The organism is Bordetella sp. H567 (assembly GCF_001704295.1).
GTDB lineage: Bacteria > Pseudomonadota > Gammaproteobacteria > Burkholderiales > Burkholderiaceae_B > Bordetella_C.
The window spans coordinates 699718-725442 of record NZ_CP012334.1; the positions used below are offsets into that span (position 1 = coordinate 699718).

Here is a 25725-nt window from a genome sequence, read left to right on the forward strand (position 1 = left end):
GTTTTGACATGGGCGTCTTCATCGGCGGTGAGATACTGGATGTGCGGCTCGGCATCCAGTTCTTCGACTGGCCCTCCAACGAATTTAGGAAAGCGATATGCGACAACCCAGTTCCATCTACCTCGTCCTGGACATGCAGAACGATCTGGTCCATGCGGATGGTCCCAACGGCAAGACGCCCATGGGCGAGCAAGTGCGCGAGCGGCAACTCGTGGCCAAGACCGCCAAGGCCATCGCCAAGGCGCGTGCGGCCGGTATCGCGGTGGGCTTTGTGCGCGTGGGGTTCTCGGAGGGCTATCCGGAATGTCCGCAGGGATCCCCGGTGTTTTCGGCGGCTCAGCAGAACGGTCTGTTCAAGCTGGGCGGCTGGGGCACGGAGATCCATCCCGAGCTGGAACAGAAGCCGGGCGACCTGCAAGTCGTCAAGCATCGCGTCAGCCCTTTCTATTCGACGACGCTGGAGGTGCAGCTGCGCGCGCGGAACGTGCAGCGCATCTATTGCTCTGGTGTGTCGACGCAGGCCGTGGTGCAGGCCACGGTGCGCGACGGCCACGATCGGGACTACGAGATGATCGTCCTGGAAGACCTGTGCGCCGCGCACAGCGCGCAGGAGCATGCCAATTCCATGCAAAGCATCGGCCGCTTCTGCAAGGTGGAAGTGAGCGATGCGGTGGTGTTCGCGCATCCTTGATGCGGGTGGGGGGCGTTGTGGCGGAAATTGGGAGGCTGGTGTTGCGGGGGCGCGGTGCGGGGCGGCGTGCCGGTGAGCCAGTGGGCGAGGGCGGGGTAAATAAAAGTCTGCTAGAATCGCGGATTGCCGTTTGACGGGTCTATTCCCCGCTAAACCGGCTGGGGCTTCTTCGGCAAGCAAGTAATGGCCGGGGAAACCGCCGGGCTGGGATGGGGTTGACGGGACCGGGAAACGGCATGCAAGGCAAAAAGGGCTGCATCAGCCCGTAGCAGTATCGGATCAGGACAGGTGGCCGAGCGGTTGAAGGCGCACGCCTGGAAAGCGTGTATACGTCAAAAGCGTATCGGGGGTTCGAATCCCCCTCTGTCCGCCAAGAACATTCCTCAGATTGCCCCGCGTTGCCCCAAAACCCGCATGAACATTGGTTCTGCGGGTTTTTGTTTGCCCCGCGTTGCCTCGCGTTGCCCCTGTGTGACCCATTCACTTGTTGTTATTTTTGTTGTTATCTTAGGGTTTCGTGCCGTGGCGGCCGAAAAATAACAACAGGAGAGCGACATGGGTGCCTTGGCGAAGCTGAGCGACCTGCAGATCCGCAATGCGAAGGCGCGAGACCGCGCGTACAAGTTAAGCGATGGGGGCGGCCTGTCGCTGTTGGTCAAGCCTGACGGGTCTAAGCACTGGTGGTACCAGTACCGCTATCACGGCAAGCAGCAGACGATGGCGCTGGGTGTTTACCCCGCGGTCTCGGCCCGCGCGGCGCGTGAGAAGCACGCGGCGGCTCGTGAACAGCTGGCCGGCGGCCTTAATCCCACAGCGGAAAAGCGACTGGCGAAACTCAAGGCGACGGAGGACGTGCGTAACGACTTCGAGCATATCGCGCGCACGATGTGGACATCCAAGTCGCGCGCTGGCGCCAGCAAGGGCTACGTCGAGTCGGTGATCGAAAAGCTGGAAAAGGACGTTTTCCCTTGGATCGGCACGCGTCCCGTATCCAAGGTCGAGTCGCCGGAGATCCTGGCGATTCTCAACCGCGTCGAGGTGCGCGCCCCCGAGACCGCGCGGCGCCTGCGCGGCTTCATCGGCCAGGTCTTCCGCTATGCGATCGCGCGGGGCAGGGCAAAAAATGATCCGACCGCGGCGCTGAAGGGCGCGGTGCTCACGCGCAAGGCCAAACACTTCGCAGCAATTACGTCACCCGCGCGTTTCGGCGAACTGATGCTTGGGCTTTACAGCTACGAACGCGGGGAAATGACGACGCGGTGCCTGCTGCAGCTGTCGCCGCTGGTGTTTCAACGTCCGGTCGAGTTGCGCGAGGCGCGCTGGGACGAGTTCGATCTGGACGGCAGCGAGTGGGGTGTGCCGATGTGGGAGATCTCCGCACGGCGCGCGGATGCTGAAGGCGATACGAAGATCACGCGCACGGGTTGGGAATCGCACCTGGTGCCCCTATCACGCCAAGCCCTGTCCATCCTTCAAGCGCTGCGGCGGTTAACCGGGCATACGCCCTGGGTTTTCAAGTCCAGCCGCGTCAGCGGACGCCCGCTGTCAGAAGGTGCGGTGCGCCTGGCGCTACGTCGCCTGGGCTTTCATGGCGAGATGACGGCACATGGGTTCAGGGCTTCGGCACGAACGCTGGCTGAGGAACGGCTGCGCGTGCCGGCGAATATCCTGGAGCTGCAGATCAGCCACAAGGTCGCGGATCCCCTGGGCCGCGCGTACAACCGCACCGCGTTTCTGGATGAGCGAATTGCCTTCATGCAGCAGTGGGCCGACTACCTGGACCAGCTGCGCGCCGAGGCGCGAGCGCGTGGTCAGGGGGGTACTAGCAGAAAAGGCGTGGGACCGTGGGAAACCGTGGGGCCTAATCCGAACGCCTGATATTTCAAGGGCTTAGGCTTCCTGAGTGCGTCCCCATATCACACGGTTTCGCCATTTTCGCCGGCCGAAACCGTGGATACAAGTTATCCACAATATTACAGGCCGTGGGACCGTCCATCCCTTCTATTTCCCCGCTCTCTTTCTTCTTTCTTCTTGATTTTTAAAGAGAAAAGAGAATAAAGAGGGCGCTATGACGGAGAAACGGTCCCACGGTGGCGACAGCGAAACCGTGGGACTTTCAGACGAAACCGTGGGACTTTAGAAGGGTAGTGAATTGGACATTACTCTCAGACATCAACAATTTAGGGTGGCTGTATCAAGTGTATCCACGGTATTTTTCGCACCTATCCCCGGGTCCAGGCGGAAAACGGGGCGAAACGACCGCGAAAAGTCCTTGACGGCTCCGCGCCGCCATGATCCGGGAAACAGCGTGCCGGGGATTGTTGATACTGGAGCATGGTTATTCAGTGGAAGAAAAGCCCGCGTCGGCGGGCTGGTGAGGAAGTTGGCCAGCAGCCTATTGGTCGTTCGGAATCTCGCCGGCGAAAAAGGGGGTGGCGTACAGGCCCAGGGCTTCCAGCTTGGACAGGCTAATGGCGGTGAGGCGCGCGGTGCGCTGGCCGCGAATGATTTTGTCGGCGTTGTCGATCGGCTTGCCGCCCTGGGTGGCTACGACGCCCGATTGCATCAGCTGCTGCTTGAAGATCCGCCCGGTCTTGATCGGCAGCGAGTCGAATTTGCCGCGCAGATGCGAAGCGGTGGACAGGTGGTCCATGACGTGGTTGGGGCGCAGGTATAGCAGCGTGTCCTCGCCGTCGTCGGTCTGCACCTTGCCCCACGCGTACGGGTACTCGAAGCGCTTGGCTTCCAGCTCGGACAGCAGGATCTCCATGATCCACACCCACGGCAGGCGCGTGCCATTGGTGTCAGCGATATGGGTGTTCATCTCGCTGATCAGGTCCTCGGCGAAGTCCCCCTGCCGCGCATCAAAGCCGGCGAATTCGGCGACGAGCAGCCACGCCGTCAGCACGGCCGCGTAGTTCTCCATCATGCGCTTGGCTGTGGCGTCTCTTTCATCCGACCGGGCGCGGGCCACGCACCTGGCCAGACACTTGAAATGCAGCTCGCGGATCCGCTCCGGTTTCTGCTCGGCGAGAAACTGCAGCCAGTTCCAGATCGGGAACTGCGGCAGGTCGTGCGGGATGACGTCGCCCTGTTTGGCAACCGACAGCGACGTGCGGCAGATCTTGGACTGCAGGCTTTCGACGTCGACCTCTTCACCGGCCAGCAGCACGGGGGCGCACATCAAATAAGGGGTAAGTGTGGCGCCTACGCGGGTGAACTCAAACCGGTACGTCGATTGCAGCAGGCCGTCGATATCAGATAGCACCGTCTTGGGCAGCTTGGAGAACTCGTCCCAGCCGACCGGCTGCGTGGTATAGGACACCGAAGCGCGGCGCCGGTGGTCCGTTTTCAGCATCTGGCCCGATAGCACCTGGAAGGAAAGCGTGGCCTGCAGGCTCTCCAGCAGCTTGGACTTGCCTGAGCCCTTCTGAGCCTGCATTTGCAGATGGGGATAGAAACCCAGGATCGACTTGATATGGGCGCCCAGGCCCCAGACCAAAGCGATCGAGGCGGCGTTGTGATGGAACGTTGCCTGATAAGCGCGCACCACGGTCGCGGCGGCATCGCGCGAGCCGCGCGGGAACCGCATGTTGTAGTAGAGGCACTGCTTTTGCGGCTCCAGGAAGTAGCAGTCGCTGCCTTCCAGCGCGGCCGGCTCGCCGGCACGCCACGCGAGCCCGACGAAATTCACGACGTCGCGCGCGCCCAGATGGGCGGTGCGTTCGAGCACGGTCAGCATGCGGGTGAACTGAGTCGGCATCCACACCTGGCCGAACTTCGCGCGCCACCATTCCAAGTTGTAGAGCCGATCATCGTTGACCACCTCGCGCTGCAGCGCGTTGCCGTGGCGCGGCACCTGGGCACTCACGCCGAATACCGTCTCGGGTTGAGTGTCGGGCTGGCCGCTCAGGGTAGCGAGGTGGCTTTGAATGCGCAGCCGAGAAAAGCCCGCCACGCGGAACGAGCAGAGGTCTTCCAGTTCTTCCGACCTCGACGATTCGCCGTCGTCTTTGGAGCTGTCCTTGAACTTGGCGACGTACTGCGTGAAGTCCTCTTTCACCCTGTACCGCCAATACACGCCGAAGTCGTGGCCCGGCAGGAATACCCGGCGCGTGCCTTCCATGCGATCGCCGCCGCCGGGCATGCCCGGGATCAGCCACGCTTCGAGCATCTTCAGGCGGCGCGTCAGCTCGTCGGCACCGCTCGTTTTCAGCACGTCGTTTATATCCTCGCCGTCCTCCCAATCCTGCATGTCGACCAGCATCGAGCTGATGTCCAGCGCGGTCAGGATCTCGGACAAGCGCCATGCCGCCGCGAGCCCTGGGCGCCGGCCGGTGCGCTCATTCACCGCGTCGGTGTGGTCAAGTGCGATGCGCACGCTCTTGCCACGCAGGAACGTCCAATCGATCGCTTCCACGTTGCCGGTGCCGCGGATCGCGAAAGCTGCCGTGCCGGAGGGCAGGCCAGCGCACTCGACGGACAGCGCGTTGATCGGGCTCTCGACCACGTACACCGTGTGGGCGCGATCCAGGCGCCGGCGGTCGCTCGTCCATCCATAACCCAATTTCTCGCCTTGACACTGCGTCTTCACGCCGCCGTTGATCGCAGGATCGACATAGCGTAGGTCGACGGCCGCCACGCGCGAGGTATCCGGGAAGCGTACGATGAACGCCGCCGCCGGCCCGCCGTGCCCGGCCTCCCCGGCTGGCACCTTGTCGCTAACCCAGGTGTTCCAGCCGACTGAGCGTTGCGCGATCGCGCGCTCGATCACGGCTTCGGCTATCCCTCTCCCGGACAGATAGGCCACGGCCGGCTTGGCATCGGCCTGGCAACGGTCGGCGATGTAGTCGACGGTGCTCTTACGCTCAGCAGGCGCAGCGTCACCTGGCTTGGGCATTTCTGGCATCGGGATTCCGTACCATTGCCCGAGCATCTTCGCGGCCTCCAGCGGGTCGCCGGCCTTGCCGCAGTAGATCATCAGATCGATGGTGCTGCCTCCGGTATCGGCAGACCAATCCATCCATCCGCGCTTGCCCTCCTTCTCGTAAATGGAAAGCGAAGCGTTCGTGTCCGTGTGCCCCGGGCTGTGGTAGTTGCCACGGCTCCCCTGACGCTTCAAGCCCAGCCGCTCGGCCAGATCATGCAGGTCGATGTCGCTCTTGATTCGACCGAACCATTTAGCCATCGCGGGGTTCTGTGATGTTGCTTGCATATTATTTCTGGCCTACTGTGCCGGCGCGATAAGTTGCGGGTGATTCGATCCAGGCCAGCACGTCGCGGCCACGGTAACGTGTGCAGCGGCTGCTAAGCCTTACGGGCTGCGGCGCGGTTCCTGCAAGGACGTGGCGTCGCCAGGTCTCTCGGCCGATGCGCACAAACGGCGCGATGTCTGCCCACGAATACAGGGCCTCACCTGCCAGTTCTTTCAATACGCTGCCCGTGCTCATGCTGTCTCCTCGCTATTGCCGCGTACCGCCAGGGCCGTGGCGATGGGACGGACCCAGATCGGCGTGGACGATAGTTGGAACGATTCACCGGTAGTGTTCATGAGCGCGGCGTGTTGGAACGGAAAAGGGTCTGCACGTGACGAAGGATTTCGATGCGGGCATTGCCCAGCGCAAGCACCTGGTCTTCGTTCATCGCGGGAAAGGGCAAGGCACGGTAGGCGTTGATCAGGCTCAACAGTTTGTTGAGCCATATGAGGTGGTCGTGGTTCATGTCAGTCGTCTATGTCAGCGGCGCACGCACGCTTGAAGTCGCGCGGGGCTGCGGGTTGGGAAGGAGCAACGGTCGAGGCGCCTGCTTGGTGAGGCGCCGGCTCACGACGTCCTGCGGCCTTGCTTAGCGCTTCTGCCGTGATCGCCAGGCATCGGGCCAGCACGGGACTGCGCAGAGCCTCGTCGAGGGATCCCCGAAGGTGCGCGGCGCGGTGCGCCTTGTTCAGTTCGTCGCGTGTGGGTGCCATGAGGTCAATGGGGCTGGCGACCGCGGCCGTAGTAGTGGCTGGCAGGCAAGGGCAGCATGCCGCCGCTCTGACGGTCATAGCGATCGATGGTCCGGCGTGCGGACGTCTGAACGTTGATGAGCGCGCACAGCATTGCGGCATACAACTCCTTGTCGCCATCTGCCGCTCGGAGGATGAGCGCGGCGTCGAACTTTCCTTCGGGGCAGATCAGCCGGGTTAGGAGTCGGTCAAGAGCGCTCAGCTGCCACACCGTCGTTGGCAGTAGTACGGGCTGGTCAGGCGAGGGATGCTGCATTTCTGTTCCTTTAGGCAACAAGAATCCGGCGGCGGCCGGGAGACCGTCGATCGGGCAACGCTGGGATAGGGTGGGAACGCTGGCTTAGTGGGGCGTGGCCGTGCCGGCGAGAAGCGCTTGGGCGGTGAGCAGCTGAGAGATCTCGAATGCGGAGACGATGCGCTTGCTATTCGTAGCGCGGTCGATCACCACAATGCCATAGGCAGTGCTGCGGTCGATATCGATCGCCACACGGGCCTGAGTGCTCAGGTATTCGCAGATCGCGTGGGCGGCGAGCGTCGAGGCGGTATCGGCTGAGACCTCCGCGCGTTGCATCAGGAAGGCGGTGACGCGCTCCAGCAGCAGGTTCTTGTCCATGGCGGCATAGGGGCGTCCATCGGCCCGGAAATGCAGCCGCACAAACTCGTACGCCTCCGCGCGCAGCTCATCTTGAGAAGGGATACAGCTGTGCGACAGCGGACCGGGTACTATCGCGGCGCGCTGCCGCAGGGGTTGGACGTTCATACGGAAAGGCTCCCTTGGCGTGGGTCGTTCCGAAGCTCAGCCGCGGCGCGGCGCAGCTCGGTAACAGGGGACAGTGGAAGGTGAACTTCTTGATGCGGCATGGAAGAAGGGGAGAGGGTGCGTACGGCCTCCAACGTGGCGACCCAGGTGTGCCCGCAAATATGGTTGTGACACTGAAATTCCAGCTCGCGAAGGGTTCGCGAAAGCGCGCGGCTCGATCGGACCAGCGATGGGGTGTCGCAGTGCGGGCATTGCATCCGAATGCCGTTCGCGCGTTGTGGTGTCAGCGTCGAAGTGGTCATTGGTTGAGATAAATGTCGTTGAAGGTGAAGCGTTTCCCGCGGGTCTGGGCGAACTGGATGAGGCGCCGCGCGGTGTCGGGTGGCATTTCTTGGCGCCCACGTTCGTACTGCGACACAAGCGATTGGCTTATGCCAAGGGCGGTAGCTAACTCGGCCTGGGTCAATCCAAGGGTTTGGCGGATGCGTCGGGTGGGGTTCATGCATAAATAGTACGGTCATTACTATTCTATTGCAATATGAATCTCATTTTTAAAATAGTACGTGTCCTAATAAAGTTGCACGATGGCGACAAACATACTCAGCCGTGAGCAGATAGAAGATGCGGCGCGACTCAAGGCGATTTTCAACGCCAAGAAGCAACCACTACGTCTCACGCAGGAAAGCCTTGCCGCGCGACTGGGGTTCTCGAACCAGAGCGGGGTGAGCCATTATCTGAACGCGAAGGCGGCGCTCAACATCAATGCAGCGGTGCTGTTTGCCGAAGCGTTGCAGGTCTCGGTAGGCGACTTCAGCCCTAGATTACAAAGCGAAATAGACCGCATTGCCCAGTTCGCGACCGGGATGCCTGCGCCCCGGGCGGCTCGCGTCCAATCGGAATGGCCGTTTAGCGTCACACGCGAGCAATACGACCGGCTCAGCCGAGGTGACAAGGCCCGTATAAACGTGATGTTCGAGACCTTCGTCCGCAATTTCGCCGACCTGGAGAGACCGCGAAAAAAGTCGTCGCGAGCCGCCTGAACGGGGCAAGTGCATCCGCTGTCAGGGGAACGTCATCCACGTTTCGTTTCGGGGGTCCGGGAAGCCGGCTCGTAACTGATTATGAAATTTTGCAGGACCCGTGAAGACTGGACGCACCTATGAATCGGTATCGTCCGGGTCTCCGGGCTCGACATCGACGGCATTTGTCTCTGCTTCGATACTTGTGGTCAGTCCCTGGGCTTCATTGAGCGTGTGTCGCAGCTGCTTGATAAGCCATACCGTCTCGCCGACCGGCTGCTTCATGTCGGGGAACTGGACTTTGTGTTGGGCCGACAGCGACGGGTCGCCGAAGGCGAGATCGTAGGTCATGGTGGCGGTACCGCGCTTGATCCGTTCCCACTCAGCACGCGCCGCATCCAGGGCGTCGGATTCGCTCGCGAACGTTTCGTGTAGCCGCTTGGCGTTCCCGATCACACCCGCGACAACACTGCGCCGCGTCTTGTGGCGCTTGTCCTGCCAGAAGGCCCGAACGCCGGTATAGGCGTCCCGATCGGCCACGTGGTATCGGAATTTGTCGCCATCCGTGCGATAGATGGTATGTACCGGCAGATCGGTCCCGTCAACCTTTTGGCCGCCCTTGATCGGGATGAACAGAAGCCGTCCTTCCTTCACCGTTGCAACGGCGTCGTAGCGCTTGCCGATGCGATTCAGGAAGGCAATGTCAGATTCGTTGGTCTGGTCGATATGGGGTACCACCACGTCGCCGAAAGTCGCGACCTCGGACTTCAGGCCGTGGGCCTTCGCGATCACGGCGACGATGTCGCGTATTTTCTGTTTGTGGAAGCTGCGTTCGGTGCGGGTACGCAACTCGCTTGTGAGGTTGGCGCTCCGCGCCCTTACGGTGATGGTGTCGGGGGCACCGGAGTATTCCACTTCGTCGACCGTGTACGTGCCCTTGTCGACCATGCCGGTCGACTGGAAGCCTAGGTAGACACGTAGCACTGCCTCTCTCGCCGGGATCGCCAAGGCGCCGTCCGTGTCGTCCAGTTCGATGTCGAGCTGGTCGGCCTGTTCCGCACGGCACTCGGTGACGCCGAGCGATATGAGCCGCGGCTTCAAAACGCCGGTCAAGTCCGTATCTCCCAACGTCACGCGCCAGAGTGGGACGTCGAAGGCGCGCCTCACTGAAAGATGCTCCAGTCCGCCGGCGAGCCGTTCATCAGGTCGACCGGAATCTGTAGGCCGTCACCGAGTAGCGAGCGCGCCTGGCTGTTATCGACGCATTCGAGCACGATGCTGAACTCAATGCGCCGGGCCTGGCCGGTGATATAGAACAGTGTCTGGGTCTCGTCGACGGAGTTGATCTTGTACGCGCCCATTACCACCCCGGCGCCGGTTAGCAGCAGGTAGGGTTTGCCTGTTCCCGCCATCCTGCGCACCAGATCGATTGACGCTGCGCTGCCGGTTAACTCGGGGGCTACCCAGCCCGACAGCGTTATCACGTCGTCGCCGGGGCCAATGTACTGAGACGCTTGCCGTGCGCCGATCCGGGAGTTCTTCGCGTACCGCCAGTCAGTGTGGCGCTGCAGCGTCTGGTAGGCGATTGTGGGCAGGCCGAAAACGAACATGCCGATGCACATCATCATGGCGGGGTCCTATGCGACGTCAGATAGCTGGGAACGGATCCGTGCGGCCTTCATGCGATCGCGCTGGTCGAGAATTCGCCCGATCTGCTGGGCCAGATCTTCGGTGTCCGCCCCGCCGGCCGGCGACAGCTGAATCGTGATCGTGTCGCCCTGGATGACGATCTGACGGCCGCCGGCCGCCGCCGCGATTGGCGCACGGGTATCGAAGCTGAGCGGTTGGCCGTCGCTGCCGGTCGGCTCGAACGCCAAGGCCGCTGGCGCCGCCAGAGCCCCGCTTACCGCGATCGCGCCGGCCAGCGCGCGCGCCGCATCGACGGCCAAGGGTTGCTGACGCGCGATGCCGATGGCTGCGCCCTGCGACACGAATTCGCCCAGGCCGATAAATACGCGGCTGGGCGACCGGATGCCCAGCTTGTCCTTGAACCACCCGACCACGTCGTCACCCATGCCGACTATCGAGTCCTTCACCGCGCCGGCCATGCCGGTGATGCCGCTGATCAGGCCGGTCATCAGCATCGCGCCGAACTCGGTGAACTTCGCCGGTAGCTGGATGCCAAGGGTAGCCAGGGCGCCTGAGATAACGTCATAGAGCAGCTGCAGGGGGTTCCAGTTCATGAGCGCATAGCCCAGGCCAGTAACCCCGCCGTTAAAAATCCCGGTGATGGATGCCCACATGGAGCCAAAGACGGACACCGCACCATCCCAGATGCGCTGCGCGGCCCCGGAAACGGCCTGTACGGCGTTCTCGAACGTCGAGGCAACCTTCGCCCATAGATCGCTGAAAAACGCCTTGAGGGGCGTCCAGTACTCGTATATCAGGGCGGCCGCTAGGGCGATCGCCGTGATCGTCAGCCCGATAGGGTTCAGGAGCATGGTGCGGCCAACGAACATGATCGCTGATCCGGCGAGTCGAAAGCCGTCGGCCAGCAGACTTAGTGCACGCGCGCCGAGGCCGCCTTGGACACCCAGCGTCGTCAGACCGAATCGGACGATGGCCAGCGGGCCGATTACGGCGGCCAGGCCGATCGTAAGCGTGCCACCGGCCACCATGAGGCCGGCGAGCACCGTCAACGCGGAGACAAGGACCGTCGCCGTGGTGGCGTGCTTTTGCATGAAGTCGGTCACCTTCTCCGTGGCCGCCGCCGTGATGCGCAGCACACCGTTATAAAGCGGGGAGATCTTTTCCCCGAGTTCAAGCTGGAGGTCGCGCCACCGGGCCAGCACCTCGACTTCGCGGCCTTGGGTCAGGGTCTTTCCCAGAGAGACCGATTGGTCGATGTCGGCCGCGCCCTTGTTCAGCCGTTCGTTCTTGTGGATTTGCTGCGCCTGCATGACCAGCGTCGTGAACAGGTTGGCCCCCGTGCGGTTGGTGATCATCGACGAGATTGCGTCGTTGATGGCGCCGGGGTCGGTTACCCCCTTTGCAGCCAACTTCGGCAGCAAGACCTGCTCGACCCACTCCAGGGGGGATGCCTTGAAAAGCTCACCACCGGTAAGTGCGCCAGGCGCCACGCGCTTCACGGTGCCGATCTTCGTGTACTCGACCATCTTGGGATTGACCAGGCCGTATTTCATCAGCTCGCTGACCGCGCGCACGGTGGTCTTCCCCTGGTACAAATTGCTGTATGCACTCATGAGGCCGGTGCCCACCGCATGGCCGCCCATTTCCTGGATCAGCGGTTCCATCTGGTAGTAGAAGGCGTCGTTCCGTAACTGCTTGGCAGCCACGCCGCCCCGCTGGATGAAGTCACGCCATTGGTCCCCGCCGACTCGCCCGCCGGTCGCCGACAGCACCTTCTGCACCATGTTTGCCTCGCGATCGAACGACGCCTGGTCCTTCGCGCCACCTCGCAGCTCGATCACCTTGAGCATGTTCATGAAGGCTTCCTCGTTTGCCTTCGCTTCTCCGCTCCCGTACATCGCTTCGTTCGCAAACTTCATCTTCGCCAACGTCGGCATGGCCATCTGGGCGTGGTGTTCGTCGGCGAAGATGGTCAGGGCATCCCGCATCAGCACAATGTTGTCGGTGGTCGACGTGCCGTATTGCTTCATCGCGCGGGCATACTTGGCGGCGTCCTCGGTGGCGTGATCCCCAAGGCCCAGCGCCTTAATGCGCACGGCTTCGCGCTCGAAGTCCTTGGATTGCTCCAGGGAGCCCTCCAGACCATGCAGGCCATGCATGCCTGCGCTGCGGGCGGCGTAGCCGGCGATCGCCATATTGGCCGCCGTCCCTTGTGCGGCATGCAGCTTGTCACGCGCGGCGCTCATGGCCTTCTGGCGCGCCGTTACGGCGTCCATCTGCTCGACCTGCTTTGACATGGCGGCCGTGGTCGCCGTAATGCGGCTTCGCAGGTCCTGCTCGTGCTGGGCGAGGCTGCTGGTCGACACCCCTGCCGCGCCGAGCCGATCGCGCATGACTTGAAGCTGCTGGGCTTGCTGGCTGGCCTGTTCCTTCAGCTTGCCGGCGCTCACGACCGCGCGATCGAAATCCCTCTGCATAGCCCGCGTCGGCGTGCCGGCTCCTTTCATCTCGGCAGCCAGGCCCCGGATACGGTCCTGGGTCGCCTGCAGGTCGCCGCGGGTAGTGGAGAGACCTTTAGACAGGTCGCGAAACTTGCCAACCTGGCGTTGGGTATCTTCCAGCCCCTTGAGCCTGCTGCGCAGATCTTGGAGGGCTTGCGCGGTGCCCGTGCTCGCGCCGATGATCTTCTTCAGAGGGCCGCTCAACTTGTCTTGGATCGCGGTAATGACGCGCAGCTGAAGGGTCTTATCCATCGTTACTCTTCCGGTGTGGCTCTGACGCGTGCACGCTCGCGCCAGTCCATCAGCTCAGTCAGTGATAGCGCGTCCATCGCGGCGGGCGGCCAGTGGAAGACCACCGCGATGTCCGCCATCGGATCTTCTACAGTCCGGGGAAGGCCGCGCGGTCCTGCTTCGTCAGCAAAAAACCGGCGACCTTCGTCCCGATCGCGGCCAGGTCGGCCGGATCCATGAGTGCGACTTCCGCGCTCGAAATCGACGGATTCGTGACGCGGGGGATGACCGTCTGCAATGCGGTGACGTCCATATTCGCGAGCGCGACGAGGGTGGTGCCACGCAGCGCGCCGGCATTGGGCCGCATGAGGACGACGGACTTGATCTCGGTCGACCCACGTTTGATGGGCTCGTCCAACTCGACGGCATTGGGATCGGTAGGGGTCGCCGGGGCCGCAGCGGTTTCGCTGGCGGTGGCAGCTGTGGCGGGGGTTGGGTTCGTCATGGTTTCATGCTTCCTTAGATGCCGATCGCCTTACGCAGCGCTTCCATACGGTCGACGCCTGCGTACATTTCGATCATGTTGAGAATGTCGATTTCGACGAGAACTTCGCCGTTCATCGTTTCCTTGTAGTAGACGCACTCGGTGGTGATGTCCCACTCGGTGTCTTCGCTGACCTTGGCTTCGCCGCGATCGACTACGCTATGGCGGCCGCGCACGACAACTTCGACGGCGTCCACTCCGCCGCCGTCGATATCGTCTCGCTCGAAGCCCTGCGTGAAGCGCAGCAGCACCCCGGAGACCGACGTCGCGCCGTACTGCTGCAAGATCTGCTTCGTATAGCCGCCGACCTTCCATTTCAGCTGCAGGGAGTTTTCGTCCAGGCCGTGATCGACCTTGGCCGAGCCGTTCATCCCGCCCGCCCGGTACGCTTCCATCTTGCGTTCCAGGTTAGGCAGGGTGACCGAGGTGCACTGGCCCAGATAGGACGTGCCCTCGTTGAATACATTCATCTGTTTGAGCTTACGGGGCATACCCATGTCTCAACTCCAATTGGATGGTGGTGATAGGACGCGCCCACCGGACGCGTCGTAGGGGTTAAGCGTTCACGCGTGCTGCGAAGTCCAGCAGGTAGCGATCGGTGATTCGTTGCTGGAACACCAGGTTTTCGAGCGGCGGCACCGGCGTGTAGTCGTAGTCGATGTACGCCTTGCCCGACTTCAAGACATCGACGGTATTCGGCTCCTCGTCGTACCAGGCGCTGCCGTCGATGATGTAGCCCTGGGCCTTCAATTCCGCGAACTTGCGGTTGATGCCTTCGATGACGTCTTTGATGAGGGTCGGGTGCATCGGAGCATCGACCGCCCACATATGGGCATCGGCGACCGTGTCGGCCAGGATCTGCGCCGTACGGGTGTAGTTCTCGAAGGGATAAAGGCTGTCGGGACCGGCGCAGGTTCGGCTACCCCAGAATCGGAAGCCTTCCTTGTTGATCAGCACCGTCACGTCCTTCGCGTTCAGGTAATCCGCGTCGGTGGCCGTGCTTTGCAGGTCCCAATAGACGTCCTTCGTGACACCGGTCGCGCCGTTCACCACGACGTTGGAGAGGGTCTTGTGCCATCCGACCTCCTCGTCGATCTTCGCCCGCAGGCCCAAGGCCACGGCGACAGACGACAGCGGGTCGGTCGCTTTCGTGACGGTGTTGAAATTGGTGAACTCCGGCCAGATCAGCATGAGTTCGCGCTGGCCGAAGGTCTCGCGATACGCCGCCACATCTTCCTTGGTTGCGCAGTCCCATGCATAGGCGTACACGAAGCCGCGCAGCGCCTGGGCGACGCTGACCAGCGCGGCGGTCACATCCGCGTTATCCAAGCCTGGGGCGCCCAGGATGCGCGGCGTGACAAGCGGGCCGCTCGTCTTCGCCGCCAGTAGTGCCTGCACGCCCTGGTACTGACCGGTGGGCGAGACGCCGCCGATCACGTTGGCCGTGGTCTCGGCCTCGGTCGCCCCCTCTTCCACGCGCACTACCACGCAGACTGGATTCGTCTGTAGGCCGATGCCTTCAAGGGCACGGCGCAAGGTGCCGGTCGAGCCGGCCTTGCCCATGGCCGTTTTCACATTGGTCACCAGCACCGGACGGTTGATAGGGAAGGTGGCTTCGTCGGCATCAGCCGCGGTTACCACCAGGCCAACGATGGCCGTTGCAATAGTTCGGATGGGACGGGTTCCGCCATCGAGCTCGATGACACGTACGCCGTGGTGATAGTCGGTCGCCATTTCCTGGGCCTCTGCACGTTGAGAAAGGGCGCTTTCGGGCGCCGTGGTGTTCATGCAGAAGTGTGCTCGCGTGCGCGCGGAATCACACGCGAGCGCATACGTAAAGGGTTGTGCGACAAACAGCGGTTAGAAGAGTGAAGCGGGCTGTGCCTTCGTGTCCCAGCTGAAGATTACGACCTCGGACCTGTCAACGCCGGCGCCGCCGCCGACCGTGTACTTGATGTCGGTCGATTCAATAGTGAAGTCCCGGAACAGCGCGCGGATGTCAGGGTGGTCGTTGAGCGTAACCATGGCCTTGCCTTTCATCGTGCGCAGCGTTTCCGCCAGTTCTTCGTACTGCGCCCATTCGAAGCCGACGCCGTAGCCCTCGGTCTGCCAGTAAGGCGGATCCATGAAGAAGAACGTGTGCGCCCGGTCATAGCGACGGACGCATTCCTGCCACGGCAGGTTTTCAATGTAGGTGTTTGCCAGGCGCATCCAGGCGGCGGATAGCATTTCCTCGATCCGCAACACGGAGAACCCCGGCGCCGCGGTCGTGGCCACGCCGTAGGTCTGTCCCTGGACCTTTCCGCCAAACGCCGATTGTTGCAGGTAGAAAAACCGTGCGGCACGCTGGATGTCTGTCAGGGTGTCGGTCGGCGTGATCTGGTGCCACCGGAATATCTCGCGGCTGGAAAATGCCCATTTGAATTGACGCACCAGCTCTTCGAGGTGGTGCTTGACGACGCGATATAGGTTGACCAGTTCTTGATTGACATCGTTTATGACCTCGACGTCGGCCGGCACCGGACGCATGAAGTACATGGCGGCGCCGCCGGCGAAGGGCTCGACATAGCACTCGTGCGGCGGGAAGTACGGGAGAAGGCGATCGGCGAGACGACGCTTGCCGCCGATCCAGGGGATGATGGGGGTAGCCATTTGGTGATTTGAAGGGGGAAGTGGTAGCCTGACCCCGCCTGTCGACAGGTGGCGCGGCCCTGGCCGTTCTGGCAGCTTTCCTCTGCTGGTACGGGGCATGGAAAGGTGTTCCCGCACCTACCATGTCGCCGCGTCTGTTAGTGTTCACCGCCCAGCCCTTGCGCTGGGCGGTTCTCTTTGGCGCTCGCACGCCAGGTGCTGTGCGGATCTTGAGATCCGACGAACAGTTCAAGTTTGCCTTGCCGTTGCCCTGCACGCGATGGCATACGTCCGTATCGCGGATAGCCACAAACGCAGCGCACGAGCCGACCGGCCGCGCGCGCCGGTCGTTCGAAAAGCGACGCCATGCCGGACTTTTTCACCGCTTTGGAGGGCCGCGATTTGTCGGATACTTGGGCCATTTGAGCCATGAACATTGCGGGAATCAAAGCGCGCCGTCTTCGTGAAAGCATGCCTACGCTGGCACAGGCATTGGATCGGTATCTCAACGAGGTGTCATCCACGAAAAAGGGATACGTTCAGGAGCGCTCGATCGCCCGCGCTTGGCTCGGGACGCGTCTCGCGCAGCGGCCGGTCGATCGGATACGGAACACCGATCTGATCGCGATCCGAGATGCCTGGCAGGCAGAGTGCGCCGCGTCCACGGTGGTGCGGCGCCTGGCGCTTCTATCGCATGTTTACACGGTTATCCGGAAGGACTGGGGGTTCGATGCGCTGGCAAATCCGGTGCAGCTCGTGCGCCGGCCTGCTGTCGACGACGCGCGCGATCGCCGTTTCCTTGATCGCATCCGGTTGCGAGGTCTTTCCGAGGCGGATTGCCCGCGGCAAGAGGTGGTATGGCTTATGCGCGCCACCCAATCTCAGGAGCTACCGACTATCTTGACCGTGGCCGTGGAAACCGGCATGCGAAGGTCGGAGATAGTCGGCGTCAGGCGTGAGAACTTGGACCTGCAGCACGGCGTTATCCATATCCCGCACTCGAAGAATGGCCGGTCAAGGGACGTCCCCCTGACGCCCGTGGCACGGGAGGCGTTGAGGCAGTGGGTGGTCGGTAAGCCCATGCGCGGCCGCATTTTTTCTATGCAGCCAGGCTCGGTGACACGGGCGTTTATCCGCGCGCGCCAACGGGCCAGGCGCCAGTATGAAGCGCTGTGCAAGACCAACGGTCGGCGGCCGAACCCGGCTTACTTCAACGACCTCCGGTTCCATGACGCGCGCCATGAAGGCACATCGCGTTTAGCGACGGTGTTCGAGATCCACGAATTGGCGAAGGTCAACGGCAATGTGGATACGCGGATGCTTCTACGCTATTACCACCCGCTTGGCAGGGAACTCGCACAGAAGCTTGCGCGGAGCGCGCTAGGCAGGCGGCAGATCGCCGAGATTCGCGAGAGCCGCCTGCTGCTTGAGGCCGCTTAGTCGCCAACTTGCGCGACCGGCGCGGTGGCCGTAAGCCAATCCGGTATCGGCCCCCAACCGGCGTAGGCCACCTGGTCGCCGCCTATCTCGATCACGCTGCCGTGCGTGTACTGCTCGCTGGTGTCGACCACGTACAGCGCGGCGGCGCGGTGGTCCTCCACACTTTCCCAGGCGGCGCCGGTCCAGCGTGCCACCTGTCCTTCCGCTACTTGCGGCGGGGGACTCTCCACCGCCCCATAGGGCACATTGAAGCTGCCAGCCTGCAGGGCAAGCTCGTTGGCGATGGTTTCGTAGAGGAAGAGTCCATCGAGATTTGTCTGAAAAACGGTCTTGGTTTTCACAATTCACCTTCATAGGTTGGATTTGCACTGCAAATGCGAGGACGCTGGGAACTCGGCAGGCCGACGCTGGCCAGCGGTTCTCTGGCAACGTGAACTCTGTGCTGCGCGTGTCGCAGACTGAGGTCGCCGATGGAGTCTTCGTTAACCATCCTGTGCCCCAGCCTTTGCCGGTAAACACAGGCAGCACGTCGAGCGTCGTCGGCATAGTCGGGTTCAGCATCGACAATGCGAGACAGATCCGCGCGTCCACCGAAACCCGCGCTCTCAATACCGCCTTTTGTCCGCGCATCCATGTTTGACGTACCTTTCACTGCAAATGCGAGAGCGCTGGGATCGCGCCAGTCCGCAGCCATCGGCGGCCACCGGCACGCCCTTCGGTCCGCCTCCTCGGGCTCGTTTCCAAATACCCTTGGCACCGCCGGATCCTCGGATGCACTTGCATTGAAAGACATGGCCGGCCCCATCTCGATCAATGCGTCTTTGGACATCAACGTAATGACGTCCGGCGAGAATGTTGGGAAAGAAACGCGCCCGGCGAACACCGCCTTCCATCCTCGCATCCATGCCTGACGTCCTTTTCACTGCAAATGCAAGGGCATTCGGCGGCCGACAACTGGACGCCTTCCAAAACATCTACGGCTCCATCCCGGCTACCGGTACGCAGATAGAGTTGGCTACGGGAGTTTTCCAGCTTATGCCTCAGCCGCAAGCGTTTTGGACCGGAACGTCGGCGGCCGGCTTCGATGGGTTCAACTTCGATGCCAGCCGGGTGGCGCGGACGTCGTCGGAAACGCGGCCTGTCAACGTCGTTTTTCATCCGCGTATTCATGCCTAATCTATGCGTGGATTCTCGGCGAAAACGCGGTATTCGTTGGGCGGGTTTCTGAACCGCCAGTTGGTGCGATGGAAGTCAGCACGAACGTTCCGCCGGTATTCGGCAGATTCGCGGTCGGACCGGTGCCGCCGCCGACCACATTGGCGCCGCTCTGGAGATTGTGGATGTGCGACCGGAACGCGTCAATCTGTCGACTTCCCAGTGCCCTTGCATTTGCAGTGAAAGGCACGTCACGCATGGATTCGCGGGTGATAAGCGGCGTTGACGGGGCGCGTCTCGGTTCCGCCGGTGACCAGGGTGGTGTACGTCAGCGCGCCGCCGCCGTCGAGGACCGATTGGTTGGCGCCAGACGCAGCCGCCGTGTTGCTGTATCGGAGATTGTGGGCGTGGGACTGAAGCTGGGCCGTCTGGCGGCTGCCCAGTGCCCTCGCATTTGCAGTGTCAGCGTCAGTCCCGGTGTAGCGGCGGAACATGTTGCGCAGATCCGGTACCCGGAAATTGTTGGCGTCCACGTCGACGAAGTAGTGCGCGCCGACGTTGGCCGTCCAAACGGCCTGTGAGACCAGCAGGCCGTTTTGCTGGGCATACCCCCAAAGCGCGCCGTAGGCAGTCTTGCTCAGCAAGCCGCCGACCGCGTCGACCTCGGAGGGTAGAGGGCTCACCGTGTGGCCGTCCACGGGCCTGCCGCAAAGCGGAGATTTGTACCCGGTGAAATATGCCGTGCTTACCCAGGTCCAGATCTCGGCGGCTTCGATGACCAGGATCGGGCCCTGGTCCTGAGCTGGCAACGCCAGGATCGAATACGCCTTCGGGTACGACGCGAGGGCTTGCGTTATCGCGGCGGCGATCTGCAAATCCTGGAAGACCTCCGCCGGTGTCCGAGGGACCAAGGCGTTCACGCCGTCGCCCTTTAGGTAGGACCCAGCGGCGACGGAGGCAAGCCCGGTACCGCCCCGTGGCACCGGCAGGGTGCCTGCGGTGGCTTTACTCACGTCCAATGCCTTGACCACAATCTGGATGTCGCCGGCGCCGTCGAGCGCCACGGCATCGGCCGTCGCGCCGCCCGTAACCGAAATGTTCTTGTGCAGCTTGTCGTCGACGTACTTGCGCGTGGCCAGGACAACGGCAGGGTCGATCTTCAGGACAAATGCGGCGGTGCTGGCGACCATCAGCACCAGGCGCACGATTTGCTCCCGCGCGGATCCTTCCGCGAGCACCGGCTTGTACGTCTCCGGGCAGTTCGCCACGGCCACAAGATCCCCATCGGCGTCGTAGAGGCCAATTTCTCGGATGTACCAGCCGCCCGCGTCTTCCGGGATCACCTGCTCGGCGATTAGGTAGTTCGGATTGTTCTCGTCCTGCTTCAGCGTGTTCAGCGGCGCCCGCCGCTTCTCGTCGATGAGCGCCGTCTGCGCTCGATCGGGGATTGGCGTGGCGCCGCCGCCGTCGCCCACGGCCATATGCGTAATTTGCACCAGCCGATTAATGGCCTGGGCGGCTGCCTGTTTGTTCTCTCCGATACGGGTCAGGAGGCCGAAGAATTGTTGAGTCATGGGTATACCGTCACGGTGTCGATGATATGTTGACCGATAGCCGGGGCGGCGGTAGCGGTGGCCACCAGCTCTTCGGGGATGTAGGGGTAGACCGTCATGGTGTCGCCGTCGTAGGCAGCGACCGCATAGTTCACCTGTGCCTCCGTCTGCATGGTGATGGACAGGCCGATCAGGTGTCGGCTGAGCGGCTTTGCGTCGTCGATCAGCCGCTCCAGCTCGTAATACAGATCCTCGGTGATCCCGGTATCGAGCACGCCCACGGACAGGCGGAATGTGCCCGGCACGCCCCTCGGCGCCATGCGATACCACTCGATGAATTCCACCACGAAGCCAAGCGGCTCGACGGCTTTGCGAATGGCCGCTCGCGTTCCCTTGCGCTGGTGCAGGTTGAAGGACTCGGCGATGACCCTGCGCTTCACGTCCACCGGCCAGGACTCTACCCAGCGGTCGACCGACCACGCAGAGGCCAGATGTACCAGGAATGGTTCAGGGCAGTTGTACGGATCCCACAAGGCGCGCAGCGGGATCTCGACGCGCTCAATACCGGCCGCCGCGAGCGCGGTGCTGCGCTCCAGCGGCGTGGCGTTTGCGGGCAGCATGTCACGTTTAGCCATTGTCGGTATCCACAGCAGCGGTGACGATCACGTCGGTGCAGGTCGCCGCCTGCGCGGCGGTGAGCACGATGTCAGCGGCAGGCTCTTCCAGGTCAAGGTGGGACACGCCTTCGACGTGGAGAAGCGCGGAGATCTGGGTGCGCCAGACGGACGCCCCTTGGCGCTGCGCACGCGACACGAATGCCTGCACGCGCGAGATGGCGGCGTTCACCGCCTCGGTCTGGCCAGGGCCGGAATTGCGCAGGTACAGCGTGGCCTTGACCTGGAACGGCACGATCTCGGAGGACTGGACGATCACCTCGTCGGCAAGCGGGCGGATCGTTTCCAGGTCCAGGGCGGCGTCCACCTTGGCGAGCAGGTCGGCGCTGGCTGTGCCGTCGCCCTCGCGTGACAGCACGGAAACGACTACTTGGCAGGGCGTTGGAGATACCGCGCTCACGTCGGCGATCGCGCCGTCAGCAGATCGGGCATGGTAGAGGTATGCGCCGCGCGGGCCAGCCACCGACATTCCCTCAAACGCTTCCGGAACGCGCTGGCGCAGAGAATCGTCGGTCTCGTAAATCGCAGGCACAGGAGGATAGGCAGTGTCGTCGCCTGGGGAGACAAGGAGCCGGGTGACGTTGTGCCGGGCGGCCAGGTTGTCGAGGTCGGCCTTGACCGCCGTCGCGACCAAGACCGCGCGGCACGCCTCGTTCACGCGCTGGCGCCACGTCAGTTCGCGTAGCGCGTTTTCCTGCAGGAGAATGGTCAGCGGCTCGGATTCTAGGGCCAGCACCGCGGCGATCGCCGGCTGCATGTCGACCGGGCACAGCGCGAGCAGGTCTGCCTTGCGTGTCGCCAGGATGGTTTCATAGTCCAGCGTCTCGACCACGTCGGGAACGGGGAGCAGGGACAGGTCGATAGGCGTCGATGCAGCGGCCATGCTATTGCCTTAAGGATGAGGTGGCGGTGAAGGGTTGCGTCTGGCCGTCGATGTCCGCGTCGCCCTCGACCGTGAGCGCGTAGGCGCCCGGGCTGCCGGCGTCCGCCGTCGCCGACACGCGCTTGACCGTGACGCGCGGATCCCACGTCATGATCGCGGTAGCCGCCACGGCGTAAAGGCGAAGCAGCGTGGCTTGATTGCCGGGCTGGTCAATGAGGTCGGGCGCCTTGCTGCCGAATCGGCGCCGCATCGTGCGCGAGCCGATCATGGTGGTCAGAATCTTCCCGATCGACTGGACCAGATGGTCCAGTCCGGAGATCCAGCGGCCGGTCGCCGCGTTCATGCCGGTGTAGCTCATTTATTCGGCCCGTCCGTATTGGAGCCGCCGCGCTGCACGCCGCCGTGATCGTGCGTGTCCAGCACGACGCCATTACTCGACAGCTCGCCATTGCTTTGAATGAAGTCGCCTTCGATCGAGGTCCTGTTGCCTTTGCCGTTGGTGCCCGACATGCCGGCCTGGTACGTGAGCAGATCCTCGATAACCACCTTGCCCTTGAAGGTGGTCAGCGGACAGTCGAACTCGGCCGATACCGTGGCCTGCACGCGGGCGGTCTTGATGCCGGTTGCGGATAGCGCGCCCGCCGCGAAGTCGTATTCGATTCGCGCGCCGTCCGGATACACGCGGAGATGCTTGTCCGGGCTGTTGGAGGGAGCATCCTGGCCGTCGCTGTACAGGGACATCAGGACGATGGCGCCGGCAAGTTCTCCCTCCGGGCATGCAAGCAGTACTTGCTCGCCGACGGTGGGCGGGTCCCATGTGACCGAGGTGCCAGCACGCTGGACCTTCCAATCGATCCAATCGGTTAGGTTTTCGCCCGTTTGAACGCGCACCTTCTTCGCGTCGTAGTCGGTCTGCGCGACATAACCGATGCGAAGCAAATTCGAGATGAGGCGGATGATTTCGGCGGCGTTCATATACCGCCCATGTTGCCGGGCAACCCTCGCGCGCGCACGGAGTGCGGGCCGTTGCTCTCGTTTCTACGTGCCGTGCCCGGCGAGATGGCGAAGGATGGAATCCTGGATCGTCGAAAGGTCCGCGTCGGTGAAGGCGAGCAGCACGCGCTGCGGGTATCGAACGGACTTGCCTCCGCGCTCGACCAGGTCAACGAGACCATCCTGGTGAACGCGGGCGATCCGCGCGGCGCGGCCGAAGAAGCCGACCGTAAGATCGGTGTCGGTTGCGGATACTCGAAGGTATCGCGCCGTGCGCAGCTTGGCGAACATCGCCCGCCGGCGTATGGAACCCTTCTTCGTGGCGCGGCGTGCCTTGCGTGGTTCGTAGGCGCTCCCATCCGGATTGCGCTGCTGCGCGATGCGCTTCCCTTGGCTGCGGCGCAGGTCGGTACCGACCTTTCGATTCAGCCTGCGCCGCTCGGCAGGGTCTAGGCGCGCGAGCAACCCTTGCGCCCAGGTCGCGACGTGCTCGAAGTCGCTCACAGCTCGGGATCCCATTTCTGCATGGGCAGCTCGGCAAGCTTCTGATCGCCTGCCCACACCTCCGTGATGCTGTCCTCGGTCGGCATATCCGGGTTCAGCGGCTCGGGCACATATTCGACCGTCAGCCGAGCATCGACGCCCTTGGTGACGCGGACGCGTTCCGTCATATCGACTTCGATCTCCACGTCCACGGTGTCGTGGTTCAGGATGTCGGCTTCGAAGCGGATCGCATCCTTACGCTGGGTCGTGTTGTCGAATATCTCCGGCTGATTTCGACGCAGCCAAACCAGCAGCGGCACCATGAGCGCCTCGGGCTCGCCGTTAAAGTCCGTCGCGAACAGGGTCAGCGTGTAGCGATACTCGTACGAGAGTGACGCGGTGCCGGTGCTGACAAGGTGACCCTTTCCGACGAAGACCTGCAGCTTTTCCGGGCTCGTGCGAAACGTCTCGATCGCGGCAGTCATGAACGCGCGCAGTTCAACGGGCTTTTGCATCGGCCGGCTCGGATTGACATTTCACGATGCTGTCGACCACCGCGGCGCATATCGCCCAGTCATTTTCCGCCCGTTCCAGCTGCAGGTTCAGGTCCCCCGACGTTCGGGGGTTGCTGGCCGTCAGGCTGCAAGGGCTGACGATGGGACAAGTACTCGGAATAGGCGGCAGATCCGGTGATGGCTGGACGCTGGCGCAGCCGGATAACAGCGTCAGGCAAAGGCTGATCAGCCCAGGCTTGCAGTTCTTCGGTGGCATGTTGAAGGCTCCGTATTTCGATCTCGCGTTGTGAAAGCGCGCCGCGCAGCTGGTCCTGCCCACGCTGCAAATCGCGGGTGTTCTGATCCGCCACCACCTGTGCGTCGTGGATCTGGCCGAATCGCTTCGATACGGTGGCGGCGTGCTCTTTCAAACCGGCTATCTCGGTATCCTGCGAAGCGATGGTGCCGTGCTGCGACCACAGCGCCCAGCCCAGCAGCCCGCAGCAAAGATACGGGCCGAGCCGGGCCAGGAATGACATCAGGGCAGCGCTCATGCGGGCTCCTCGGCGGGATGCATGGCTGTGAACCGGTCGAAAGCACGGGCCAATTTCGCGTCGTAGAGGTTGGCCGCATAGTCGGCGCCGTTGTAGCCCTTGGCGAACGCCGGCCATTTCTGGGCGCGCAGGGCGTTCAGTAACGTGGGATTCGCGTTCAGGAACCGCACGAGGGCCTGAAGCTGTTCGCCTTCGCCCGCCTTCTGCCGCTCCACGTAGTCGGCAACGCTGCTGTAGCCCATGGCCTGCCAGTGATAGCCCATGATCTGAAACAGGCCCCAACTGGCCGACTCCAGGGCCGCTGCTTCGTGTATCCGCATGGCGATCGCCAGGCGGCCATACTCGGCCGCGCCGCCGGCGTAGCCGCCGCGCTCTTGGCATAGGACGGTGGCGGGCGCCGTCACCGTCGCGGGATCGATGCCCGCCTTCTTCAGGCGGTCCCAGAACACATGCCGCTCGAACAGGATGACCGGCCGTCCGTCAGGCAGGAAGCCCTCCCCGCGCGATTCAACGTTGTTCACGGCTTTGATGGCCGCGATCGGCACGTCAAGCGCCCGCGCCGCGTCGGCAATATCCTGCTCGGTCAAGAGCCGGCCGGAGGCTAGGCCGGCAAGGTAGGCGCGGGTCTTCGGGCCGCAGATGCCGTCCTCTACCAGGCCGGCGCGCTGCTGAATGGCACGGACGGCCTGCGCCGTCGCTTCGTCGTACAGGCCCGTGGCCGGTGCGCGGACGCCTGCCCGGTTGAGTGTTTGCTGCAGGTCCGCCACGGCGCGGCCGGTGGCGCCGAGCGTCAAAAGGTTATCCATCAATCGGGCTCCGTATAAGGTGTGCCAGGTTGCCGCGTGAGGCCATGGCCGCGCGCCACAGCGCGATTGCGATGATGAGTTCGGGGAGAGAGACCGGATCCGCGCGAAGCAGGATGCTCGCTGCGCGGCAGGCCAGAGCCGCCACCACGATCGTCACCGCGGCGGACAGGCCGTGCCGGTGGCGCGACCCGTTCGGGCGGAAGCACAGCAGGCGCAGCGCCGTCGCCATGTAGACGAGCACCGCAGCCGTGGGGACGGCATGCGACGCGAAGGAAAGCAGGGGATGGATCACAGCTTGCCTCCCAGGGAGCGGAAAAACGCCCCGATGTCGAATTGATCGATACGGGCCAGGATGGTGAGCGATATCGGCATGACCATCAGCGCGCCCACGAAGGCCGCCGTGAAGGACTGGTCGATGATGGTCTTGCTGACGATTTCGGGCGCCATGAAGTACCCGCAGATCGCCGAGATCAGGAACGTCATCGCGCGCGTCCAGCCCCGGACGTCTTTCTTGGTGCTTGCGACCACCGCGGCGCCCATGAACGCGCCGAACACTGCGGTGGCATCGACATAGGGCAGGATCAGGGCCAGCGACAGGCCGGCGGACGTATTCAGGACGGTCGCCGTCAGCGTTGAGGGTTCGGCCATTGGTCAGG

32 protein-coding genes and 1 tRNA gene are annotated in these 25725 nt (G+C 62.9%); 5 read left to right on the forward strand and 28 right to left on the reverse strand.

Annotation, left to right across the window (positions count from 1 at the left end; all coding sequences use genetic code 11):
• The first annotated feature begins 97 nt into the window (after nt 1-97).
• The 3 genes from AKI39_RS03090 to AKI39_RS03100 all read left to right on the forward strand — a co-directional run bounded on the left by AKI39_RS03090 (nt 98) and on the right by AKI39_RS03100 (nt 2569).
• A complete protein-coding gene (locus AKI39_RS03090; RefSeq protein ID WP_066632310.1) occupies nt 98-691 on the forward strand; it encodes a cysteine hydrolase family protein in 594 nt (197 codons plus the stop codon).
• Between the two features lie 282 nt (nt 692-973).
• Nucleotides 974-1064 (forward strand) — tRNA-Ser (locus AKI39_RS03095).
• Between the two features lie 182 nt (nt 1065-1246).
• Nucleotides 1247-2569, forward strand: a complete 1323-nt coding sequence (locus AKI39_RS03100) for a tyrosine-type recombinase/integrase (RefSeq protein ID WP_066632311.1) — start codon at nt 1247-1249, stop codon at nt 2567-2569.
• A 517-nt stretch (nt 2570-3086) separates the two neighbouring features.
• Here the strand turns inward: AKI39_RS03100 and AKI39_RS03105 are convergent.
• The 7 genes from AKI39_RS03105 to AKI39_RS03120 form a co-directional block, all read right to left on the reverse strand.
• Nucleotides 3087-5879, reverse strand: a complete 2793-nt coding sequence (locus AKI39_RS03105) for a toprim domain-containing protein (RefSeq protein WP_066632312.1) — start codon at nt 5877-5879, stop codon at nt 3087-3089.
• Between the two features lie 28 nt (nt 5880-5907).
• On the reverse strand, nt 5908-6141 hold the full coding sequence (locus AKI39_RS24800) for a helix-turn-helix transcriptional regulator (RefSeq protein WP_076879654.1): 234 nt from the start codon (nt 6139-6141) through the stop codon (nt 5908-5910).
• Between the two features lie 97 nt (nt 6142-6238).
• Complete coding sequence (locus AKI39_RS25695) at nt 6239-6412, reverse strand: hypothetical protein (RefSeq protein ID WP_158515144.1); 174 nt, start codon at nt 6410-6412, stop codon at nt 6239-6241.
• A 251-nt stretch (nt 6413-6663) separates the two neighbouring features.
• The gene (locus tag AKI39_RS03110) at nt 6664-6954 is read right to left on the reverse strand and encodes a hypothetical protein (protein ID WP_066632314.1); all 291 of its coding nucleotides are present in this window, start codon (nt 6952-6954) and stop codon (nt 6664-6666) included.
• 84 nt (nt 6955-7038) lie between these two features.
• Nucleotides 7039-7458, reverse strand: coding sequence for a hypothetical protein (locus tag AKI39_RS03115; protein WP_066632315.1), 420 nt, complete (start codon nt 7456-7458; stop codon nt 7039-7041).
• Nucleotides 7455-7760: an ogr/Delta-like zinc finger family protein gene (locus AKI39_RS24805; RefSeq protein ID WP_443102920.1), complete on the reverse strand. Its 306-nt coding sequence runs from the start codon at nt 7758-7760 to the stop codon at nt 7455-7457. The genes AKI39_RS03115 and AKI39_RS24805 overlap by 4 nt, the downstream gene beginning before the upstream one ends.
• Nucleotides 7757-7960: a helix-turn-helix domain-containing protein gene (locus AKI39_RS03120; RefSeq protein ID WP_066632316.1), complete on the reverse strand. Its 204-nt coding sequence runs from the start codon at nt 7958-7960 to the stop codon at nt 7757-7759. The genes AKI39_RS24805 and AKI39_RS03120 overlap by 4 nt, the downstream gene beginning before the upstream one ends.
• Nucleotides 7961-8042: 82 nt before the next feature.
• Between AKI39_RS03120 and AKI39_RS03125 the strand changes: the two genes are divergently transcribed.
• Nucleotides 8043-8498, forward strand: coding sequence for a helix-turn-helix domain-containing protein (locus tag AKI39_RS03125; protein WP_066632317.1), 456 nt, complete (start codon nt 8043-8045; stop codon nt 8496-8498).
• Between the two features lie 117 nt (nt 8499-8615).
• On the opposite strand, the gene AKI39_RS03130 is transcribed toward AKI39_RS03125, so the two are convergent.
• From AKI39_RS03130 to AKI39_RS03160, 8 genes are all read right to left on the reverse strand, one after another.
• Nucleotides 8616-9590, reverse strand: a complete 975-nt coding sequence (locus tag AKI39_RS03130; protein WP_201258544.1) for a contractile injection system protein, VgrG/Pvc8 family — start codon at nt 9588-9590, stop codon at nt 8616-8618.
• Nucleotides 9591-9640: 50 nt separating this feature from the next.
• Complete coding sequence (locus AKI39_RS03135; RefSeq protein WP_066632322.1) at nt 9641-10105, reverse strand: phage tail protein; 465 nt, start codon at nt 10103-10105, stop codon at nt 9641-9643.
• A gap of 9 nt (nt 10106-10114) precedes the next feature.
• Nucleotides 10115-12880: a phage tail tape measure protein gene (locus AKI39_RS03140; protein WP_066632324.1), complete on the reverse strand. Its 2766-nt coding sequence runs from the start codon at nt 12878-12880 to the stop codon at nt 10115-10117.
• Between the two features lie 2 nt (nt 12881-12882).
• Nucleotides 12883-12999, reverse strand: a complete 117-nt coding sequence (locus AKI39_RS24810; protein ID WP_076879655.1) for a GpE family phage tail protein — start codon at nt 12997-12999, stop codon at nt 12883-12885.
• An 8-nt stretch (nt 13000-13007) separates the two neighbouring features.
• Nucleotides 13008-13364 carry a phage tail assembly protein gene (locus tag AKI39_RS03145; protein WP_066632326.1) on the reverse strand — a complete coding sequence of 119 codons (357 nt, stop codon included), beginning with the start codon at nt 13362-13364 and terminating at the stop codon, nt 13008-13010.
• Nucleotides 13365-13378: 14 nt separating this feature from the next.
• Complete coding sequence (locus AKI39_RS03150; protein ID WP_066632329.1) at nt 13379-13900, reverse strand: phage major tail tube protein; 522 nt, start codon at nt 13898-13900, stop codon at nt 13379-13381.
• Nucleotides 13901-13958: 58 nt separating this feature from the next.
• On the reverse strand, nt 13959-15137 hold the full coding sequence (locus tag AKI39_RS03155; protein ID WP_066642032.1) for a phage tail sheath protein: 1179 nt from the start codon (nt 15135-15137) through the stop codon (nt 13959-13961).
• A 126-nt stretch (nt 15138-15263) separates the two neighbouring features.
• Complete coding sequence (locus tag AKI39_RS03160) at nt 15264-16055, reverse strand: DNA adenine methylase (RefSeq protein ID WP_066632331.1); 792 nt, start codon at nt 16053-16055, stop codon at nt 15264-15266.
• A gap of 408 nt (nt 16056-16463) precedes the next feature.
• Between AKI39_RS03160 and AKI39_RS03165 the strand changes: the two genes are divergently transcribed.
• Nucleotides 16464-17474, forward strand: coding sequence for a tyrosine-type recombinase/integrase (locus AKI39_RS03165; RefSeq protein WP_235610737.1), 1011 nt, complete (start codon nt 16464-16466; stop codon nt 17472-17474).
• Here the strand turns inward: AKI39_RS03165 and AKI39_RS03170 are convergent.
• The 13 genes from AKI39_RS03170 to AKI39_RS03230 all read right to left on the reverse strand — a co-directional run bounded on the left by AKI39_RS03170 (nt 17471) and on the right by AKI39_RS03230 (nt 25717).
• The gene (locus AKI39_RS03170; protein ID WP_083228589.1) at nt 17471-17815 is read right to left on the reverse strand and encodes a phage tail protein; all 345 of its coding nucleotides are present in this window, start codon (nt 17813-17815) and stop codon (nt 17471-17473) included. The two genes, AKI39_RS03165 and AKI39_RS03170, sit on opposite strands and share 4 nt — an antisense overlap.
• Nucleotides 17812-18375 carry a hypothetical protein gene (locus AKI39_RS25390; protein WP_145925179.1) on the reverse strand — a complete coding sequence of 188 codons (564 nt, stop codon included), beginning with the start codon at nt 18373-18375 and terminating at the stop codon, nt 17812-17814. The genes AKI39_RS03170 and AKI39_RS25390 overlap by 4 nt, the downstream gene beginning before the upstream one ends.
• Before the next feature lie 505 nt (nt 18376-18880).
• A complete protein-coding gene (locus AKI39_RS03180) occupies nt 18881-20203 on the reverse strand; it encodes a phage tail protein (protein ID WP_066632336.1) in 1323 nt (440 codons plus the stop codon).
• Nucleotides 20200-20817 carry a phage tail protein I gene (locus tag AKI39_RS03185; protein WP_066632338.1) on the reverse strand — a complete coding sequence of 206 codons (618 nt, stop codon included), beginning with the start codon at nt 20815-20817 and terminating at the stop codon, nt 20200-20202. Before AKI39_RS03185 ends, AKI39_RS03180 begins: the two co-directional genes overlap by 4 nt.
• Nucleotides 20810-21739 (reverse strand): baseplate assembly protein, encoded by a 930-nt coding sequence (locus AKI39_RS03190; protein ID WP_066632339.1) that lies wholly within the window; start codon nt 21737-21739, stop codon nt 20810-20812. The genes AKI39_RS03185 and AKI39_RS03190 overlap by 8 nt, the downstream gene beginning before the upstream one ends.
• Before the next feature lies 1 nt (nt 21740).
• Nucleotides 21741-22097 carry a GPW/gp25 family protein gene (locus AKI39_RS03195; protein WP_066632344.1) on the reverse strand — a complete coding sequence of 119 codons (357 nt, stop codon included), beginning with the start codon at nt 22095-22097 and terminating at the stop codon, nt 21741-21743.
• On the reverse strand, nt 22094-22714 hold the full coding sequence (locus tag AKI39_RS03200) for a phage baseplate assembly protein V (RefSeq protein ID WP_066632345.1): 621 nt from the start codon (nt 22712-22714) through the stop codon (nt 22094-22096). Before AKI39_RS03200 ends, AKI39_RS03195 begins: the two co-directional genes overlap by 4 nt.
• A gap of 63 nt (nt 22715-22777) precedes the next feature.
• The gene (locus AKI39_RS03205) at nt 22778-23236 is read right to left on the reverse strand and encodes a phage virion morphogenesis protein (protein ID WP_235610738.1); all 459 of its coding nucleotides are present in this window, start codon (nt 23234-23236) and stop codon (nt 22778-22780) included.
• Nucleotides 23233-23730 (reverse strand): phage tail protein, encoded by a 498-nt coding sequence (locus AKI39_RS03210; RefSeq protein ID WP_066632347.1) that lies wholly within the window; start codon nt 23728-23730, stop codon nt 23233-23235. Before AKI39_RS03210 ends, AKI39_RS03205 begins: the two co-directional genes overlap by 4 nt.
• Nucleotides 23714-23986 (reverse strand): Rz1-like lysis system protein LysC, encoded by a 273-nt coding sequence (gene lysC, locus AKI39_RS26255; RefSeq protein ID WP_076879656.1) that lies wholly within the window; start codon nt 23984-23986, stop codon nt 23714-23716. The genes AKI39_RS03210 and lysC overlap by 17 nt, the downstream gene beginning before the upstream one ends.
• Nucleotides 23987-24259: 273 nt before the next feature.
• On the reverse strand, nt 24260-25069 hold the full coding sequence (locus AKI39_RS03220; RefSeq protein WP_066632349.1) for an N-acetylmuramidase domain-containing protein: 810 nt from the start codon (nt 25067-25069) through the stop codon (nt 24260-24262).
• Nucleotides 25062-25361 (reverse strand): phage holin family protein, encoded by a 300-nt coding sequence (locus AKI39_RS03225; protein WP_083228590.1) that lies wholly within the window; start codon nt 25359-25361, stop codon nt 25062-25064. The genes AKI39_RS03220 and AKI39_RS03225 overlap by 8 nt, the downstream gene beginning before the upstream one ends.
• Nucleotides 25358-25717 (reverse strand): putative holin, encoded by a 360-nt coding sequence (locus AKI39_RS03230; RefSeq protein WP_066632351.1) that lies wholly within the window; start codon nt 25715-25717, stop codon nt 25358-25360. Before AKI39_RS03230 ends, AKI39_RS03225 begins: the two co-directional genes overlap by 4 nt.
• Nucleotides 25718-25725: the final 8 nt, after the last annotated feature.

Excerpts from the sequence above, each read along its gene's own strand:
- AKI39_RS03090 (WP_066632310.1), top strand. The coding sequence starts at position 98 with ATGCGACAACCCAGTTCCATCTACCTCGTCCTGGACATGCAGAACGAT.
- AKI39_RS03100 (WP_066632311.1), top strand. The coding sequence starts at position 1,247 with ATGGGTGCCTTGGCGAAGCTGAGCGACCTGCAGATCCGCAATGCGAAG.
- AKI39_RS03105 (WP_066632312.1), bottom strand. The coding sequence starts at position 5,879 with ATGGCTAAATGGTTCGGTCGAATCAAGAGCGACATCGACCTGCATGAT.
- AKI39_RS24800 (WP_076879654.1), bottom strand. The coding sequence starts at position 6,141 with ATGAGCACGGGCAGCGTATTGAAAGAACTGGCAGGTGAGGCCCTGTAT.
- AKI39_RS25695 (WP_158515144.1), bottom strand. The coding sequence starts at position 6,412 with ATGAACCACGACCACCTCATATGGCTCAACAAACTGTTGAGCCTGATC.
- AKI39_RS03110 (WP_066632314.1), bottom strand. The coding sequence starts at position 6,954 with ATGCAGCATCCCTCGCCTGACCAGCCCGTACTACTGCCAACGACGGTG.
- AKI39_RS03115 (WP_066632315.1), bottom strand. The coding sequence starts at position 7,458 with ATGAACGTCCAACCCCTGCGGCAGCGCGCCGCGATAGTACCCGGTCCG.
- AKI39_RS24805 (WP_443102920.1), bottom strand. The coding sequence starts at position 7,760 with ATGACCACTTCGACGCTGACACCACAACGCGCGAACGGCATTCGGATG.
- AKI39_RS03120 (WP_066632316.1), bottom strand. The coding sequence starts at position 7,960 with ATGAACCCCACCCGACGCATCCGCCAAACCCTTGGATTGACCCAGGCC.
- AKI39_RS03125 (WP_066632317.1), top strand. The coding sequence starts at position 8,043 with ATGGCGACAAACATACTCAGCCGTGAGCAGATAGAAGATGCGGCGCGA.
- AKI39_RS03135 (WP_066632322.1), bottom strand. The coding sequence starts at position 10,105 with ATGATGATGTGCATCGGCATGTTCGTTTTCGGCCTGCCCACAATCGCC.
- AKI39_RS03140 (WP_066632324.1), bottom strand. The coding sequence starts at position 12,880 with ATGGATAAGACCCTTCAGCTGCGCGTCATTACCGCGATCCAAGACAAG.
- AKI39_RS24810 (WP_076879655.1), bottom strand. The coding sequence starts at position 12,999 with ATGGCGGACATCGCGGTGGTCTTCCACTGGCCGCCCGCCGCGATGGAC.
- AKI39_RS03145 (WP_066632326.1), bottom strand. The coding sequence starts at position 13,364 with ATGACGAACCCAACCCCCGCCACAGCTGCCACCGCCAGCGAAACCGCT.
- AKI39_RS03150 (WP_066632329.1), bottom strand. The coding sequence starts at position 13,900 with ATGGGTATGCCCCGTAAGCTCAAACAGATGAATGTATTCAACGAGGGC.
- AKI39_RS03155 (WP_066642032.1), bottom strand. The coding sequence starts at position 15,137 with ATGGCGACCGACTATCACCACGGCGTACGTGTCATCGAGCTCGATGGC.
- AKI39_RS03160 (WP_066632331.1), bottom strand. The coding sequence starts at position 16,055 with ATGGCTACCCCCATCATCCCCTGGATCGGCGGCAAGCGTCGTCTCGCC.
- AKI39_RS03165 (WP_235610737.1), top strand. The coding sequence starts at position 16,464 with ATGAACATTGCGGGAATCAAAGCGCGCCGTCTTCGTGAAAGCATGCCT.
- AKI39_RS25390 (WP_145925179.1), bottom strand. The coding sequence starts at position 18,375 with ATGCGAGGATGGAAGGCGGTGTTCGCCGGGCGCGTTTCTTTCCCAACA.
- AKI39_RS03180 (WP_066632336.1), bottom strand. The coding sequence starts at position 20,203 with ATGACTCAACAATTCTTCGGCCTCCTGACCCGTATCGGAGAGAACAAA.
- AKI39_RS03185 (WP_066632338.1), bottom strand. The coding sequence starts at position 20,817 with ATGGCTAAACGTGACATGCTGCCCGCAAACGCCACGCCGCTGGAGCGC.
- AKI39_RS03190 (WP_066632339.1), bottom strand. The coding sequence starts at position 21,739 with ATGGCCGCTGCATCGACGCCTATCGACCTGTCCCTGCTCCCCGTTCCC.
- AKI39_RS03195 (WP_066632344.1), bottom strand. The coding sequence starts at position 22,097 with ATGAGCTACACCGGCATGAACGCGGCGACCGGCCGCTGGATCTCCGGA.
- AKI39_RS03200 (WP_066632345.1), bottom strand. The coding sequence starts at position 22,714 with ATGAACGCCGCCGAAATCATCCGCCTCATCTCGAATTTGCTTCGCATC.
- AKI39_RS03210 (WP_066632347.1), bottom strand. The coding sequence starts at position 23,730 with ATGCAAAAGCCCGTTGAACTGCGCGCGTTCATGACTGCCGCGATCGAG.
- lysC (WP_076879656.1), bottom strand. The coding sequence starts at position 23,986 with ATGCCACCGAAGAACTGCAAGCCTGGGCTGATCAGCCTTTGCCTGACG.
- AKI39_RS03220 (WP_066632349.1), bottom strand. The coding sequence starts at position 25,069 with ATGGATAACCTTTTGACGCTCGGCGCCACCGGCCGCGCCGTGGCGGAC.
- AKI39_RS03230 (WP_066632351.1), bottom strand. The coding sequence starts at position 25,717 with ATGGCCGAACCCTCAACGCTGACGGCGACCGTCCTGAATACGTCCGCC.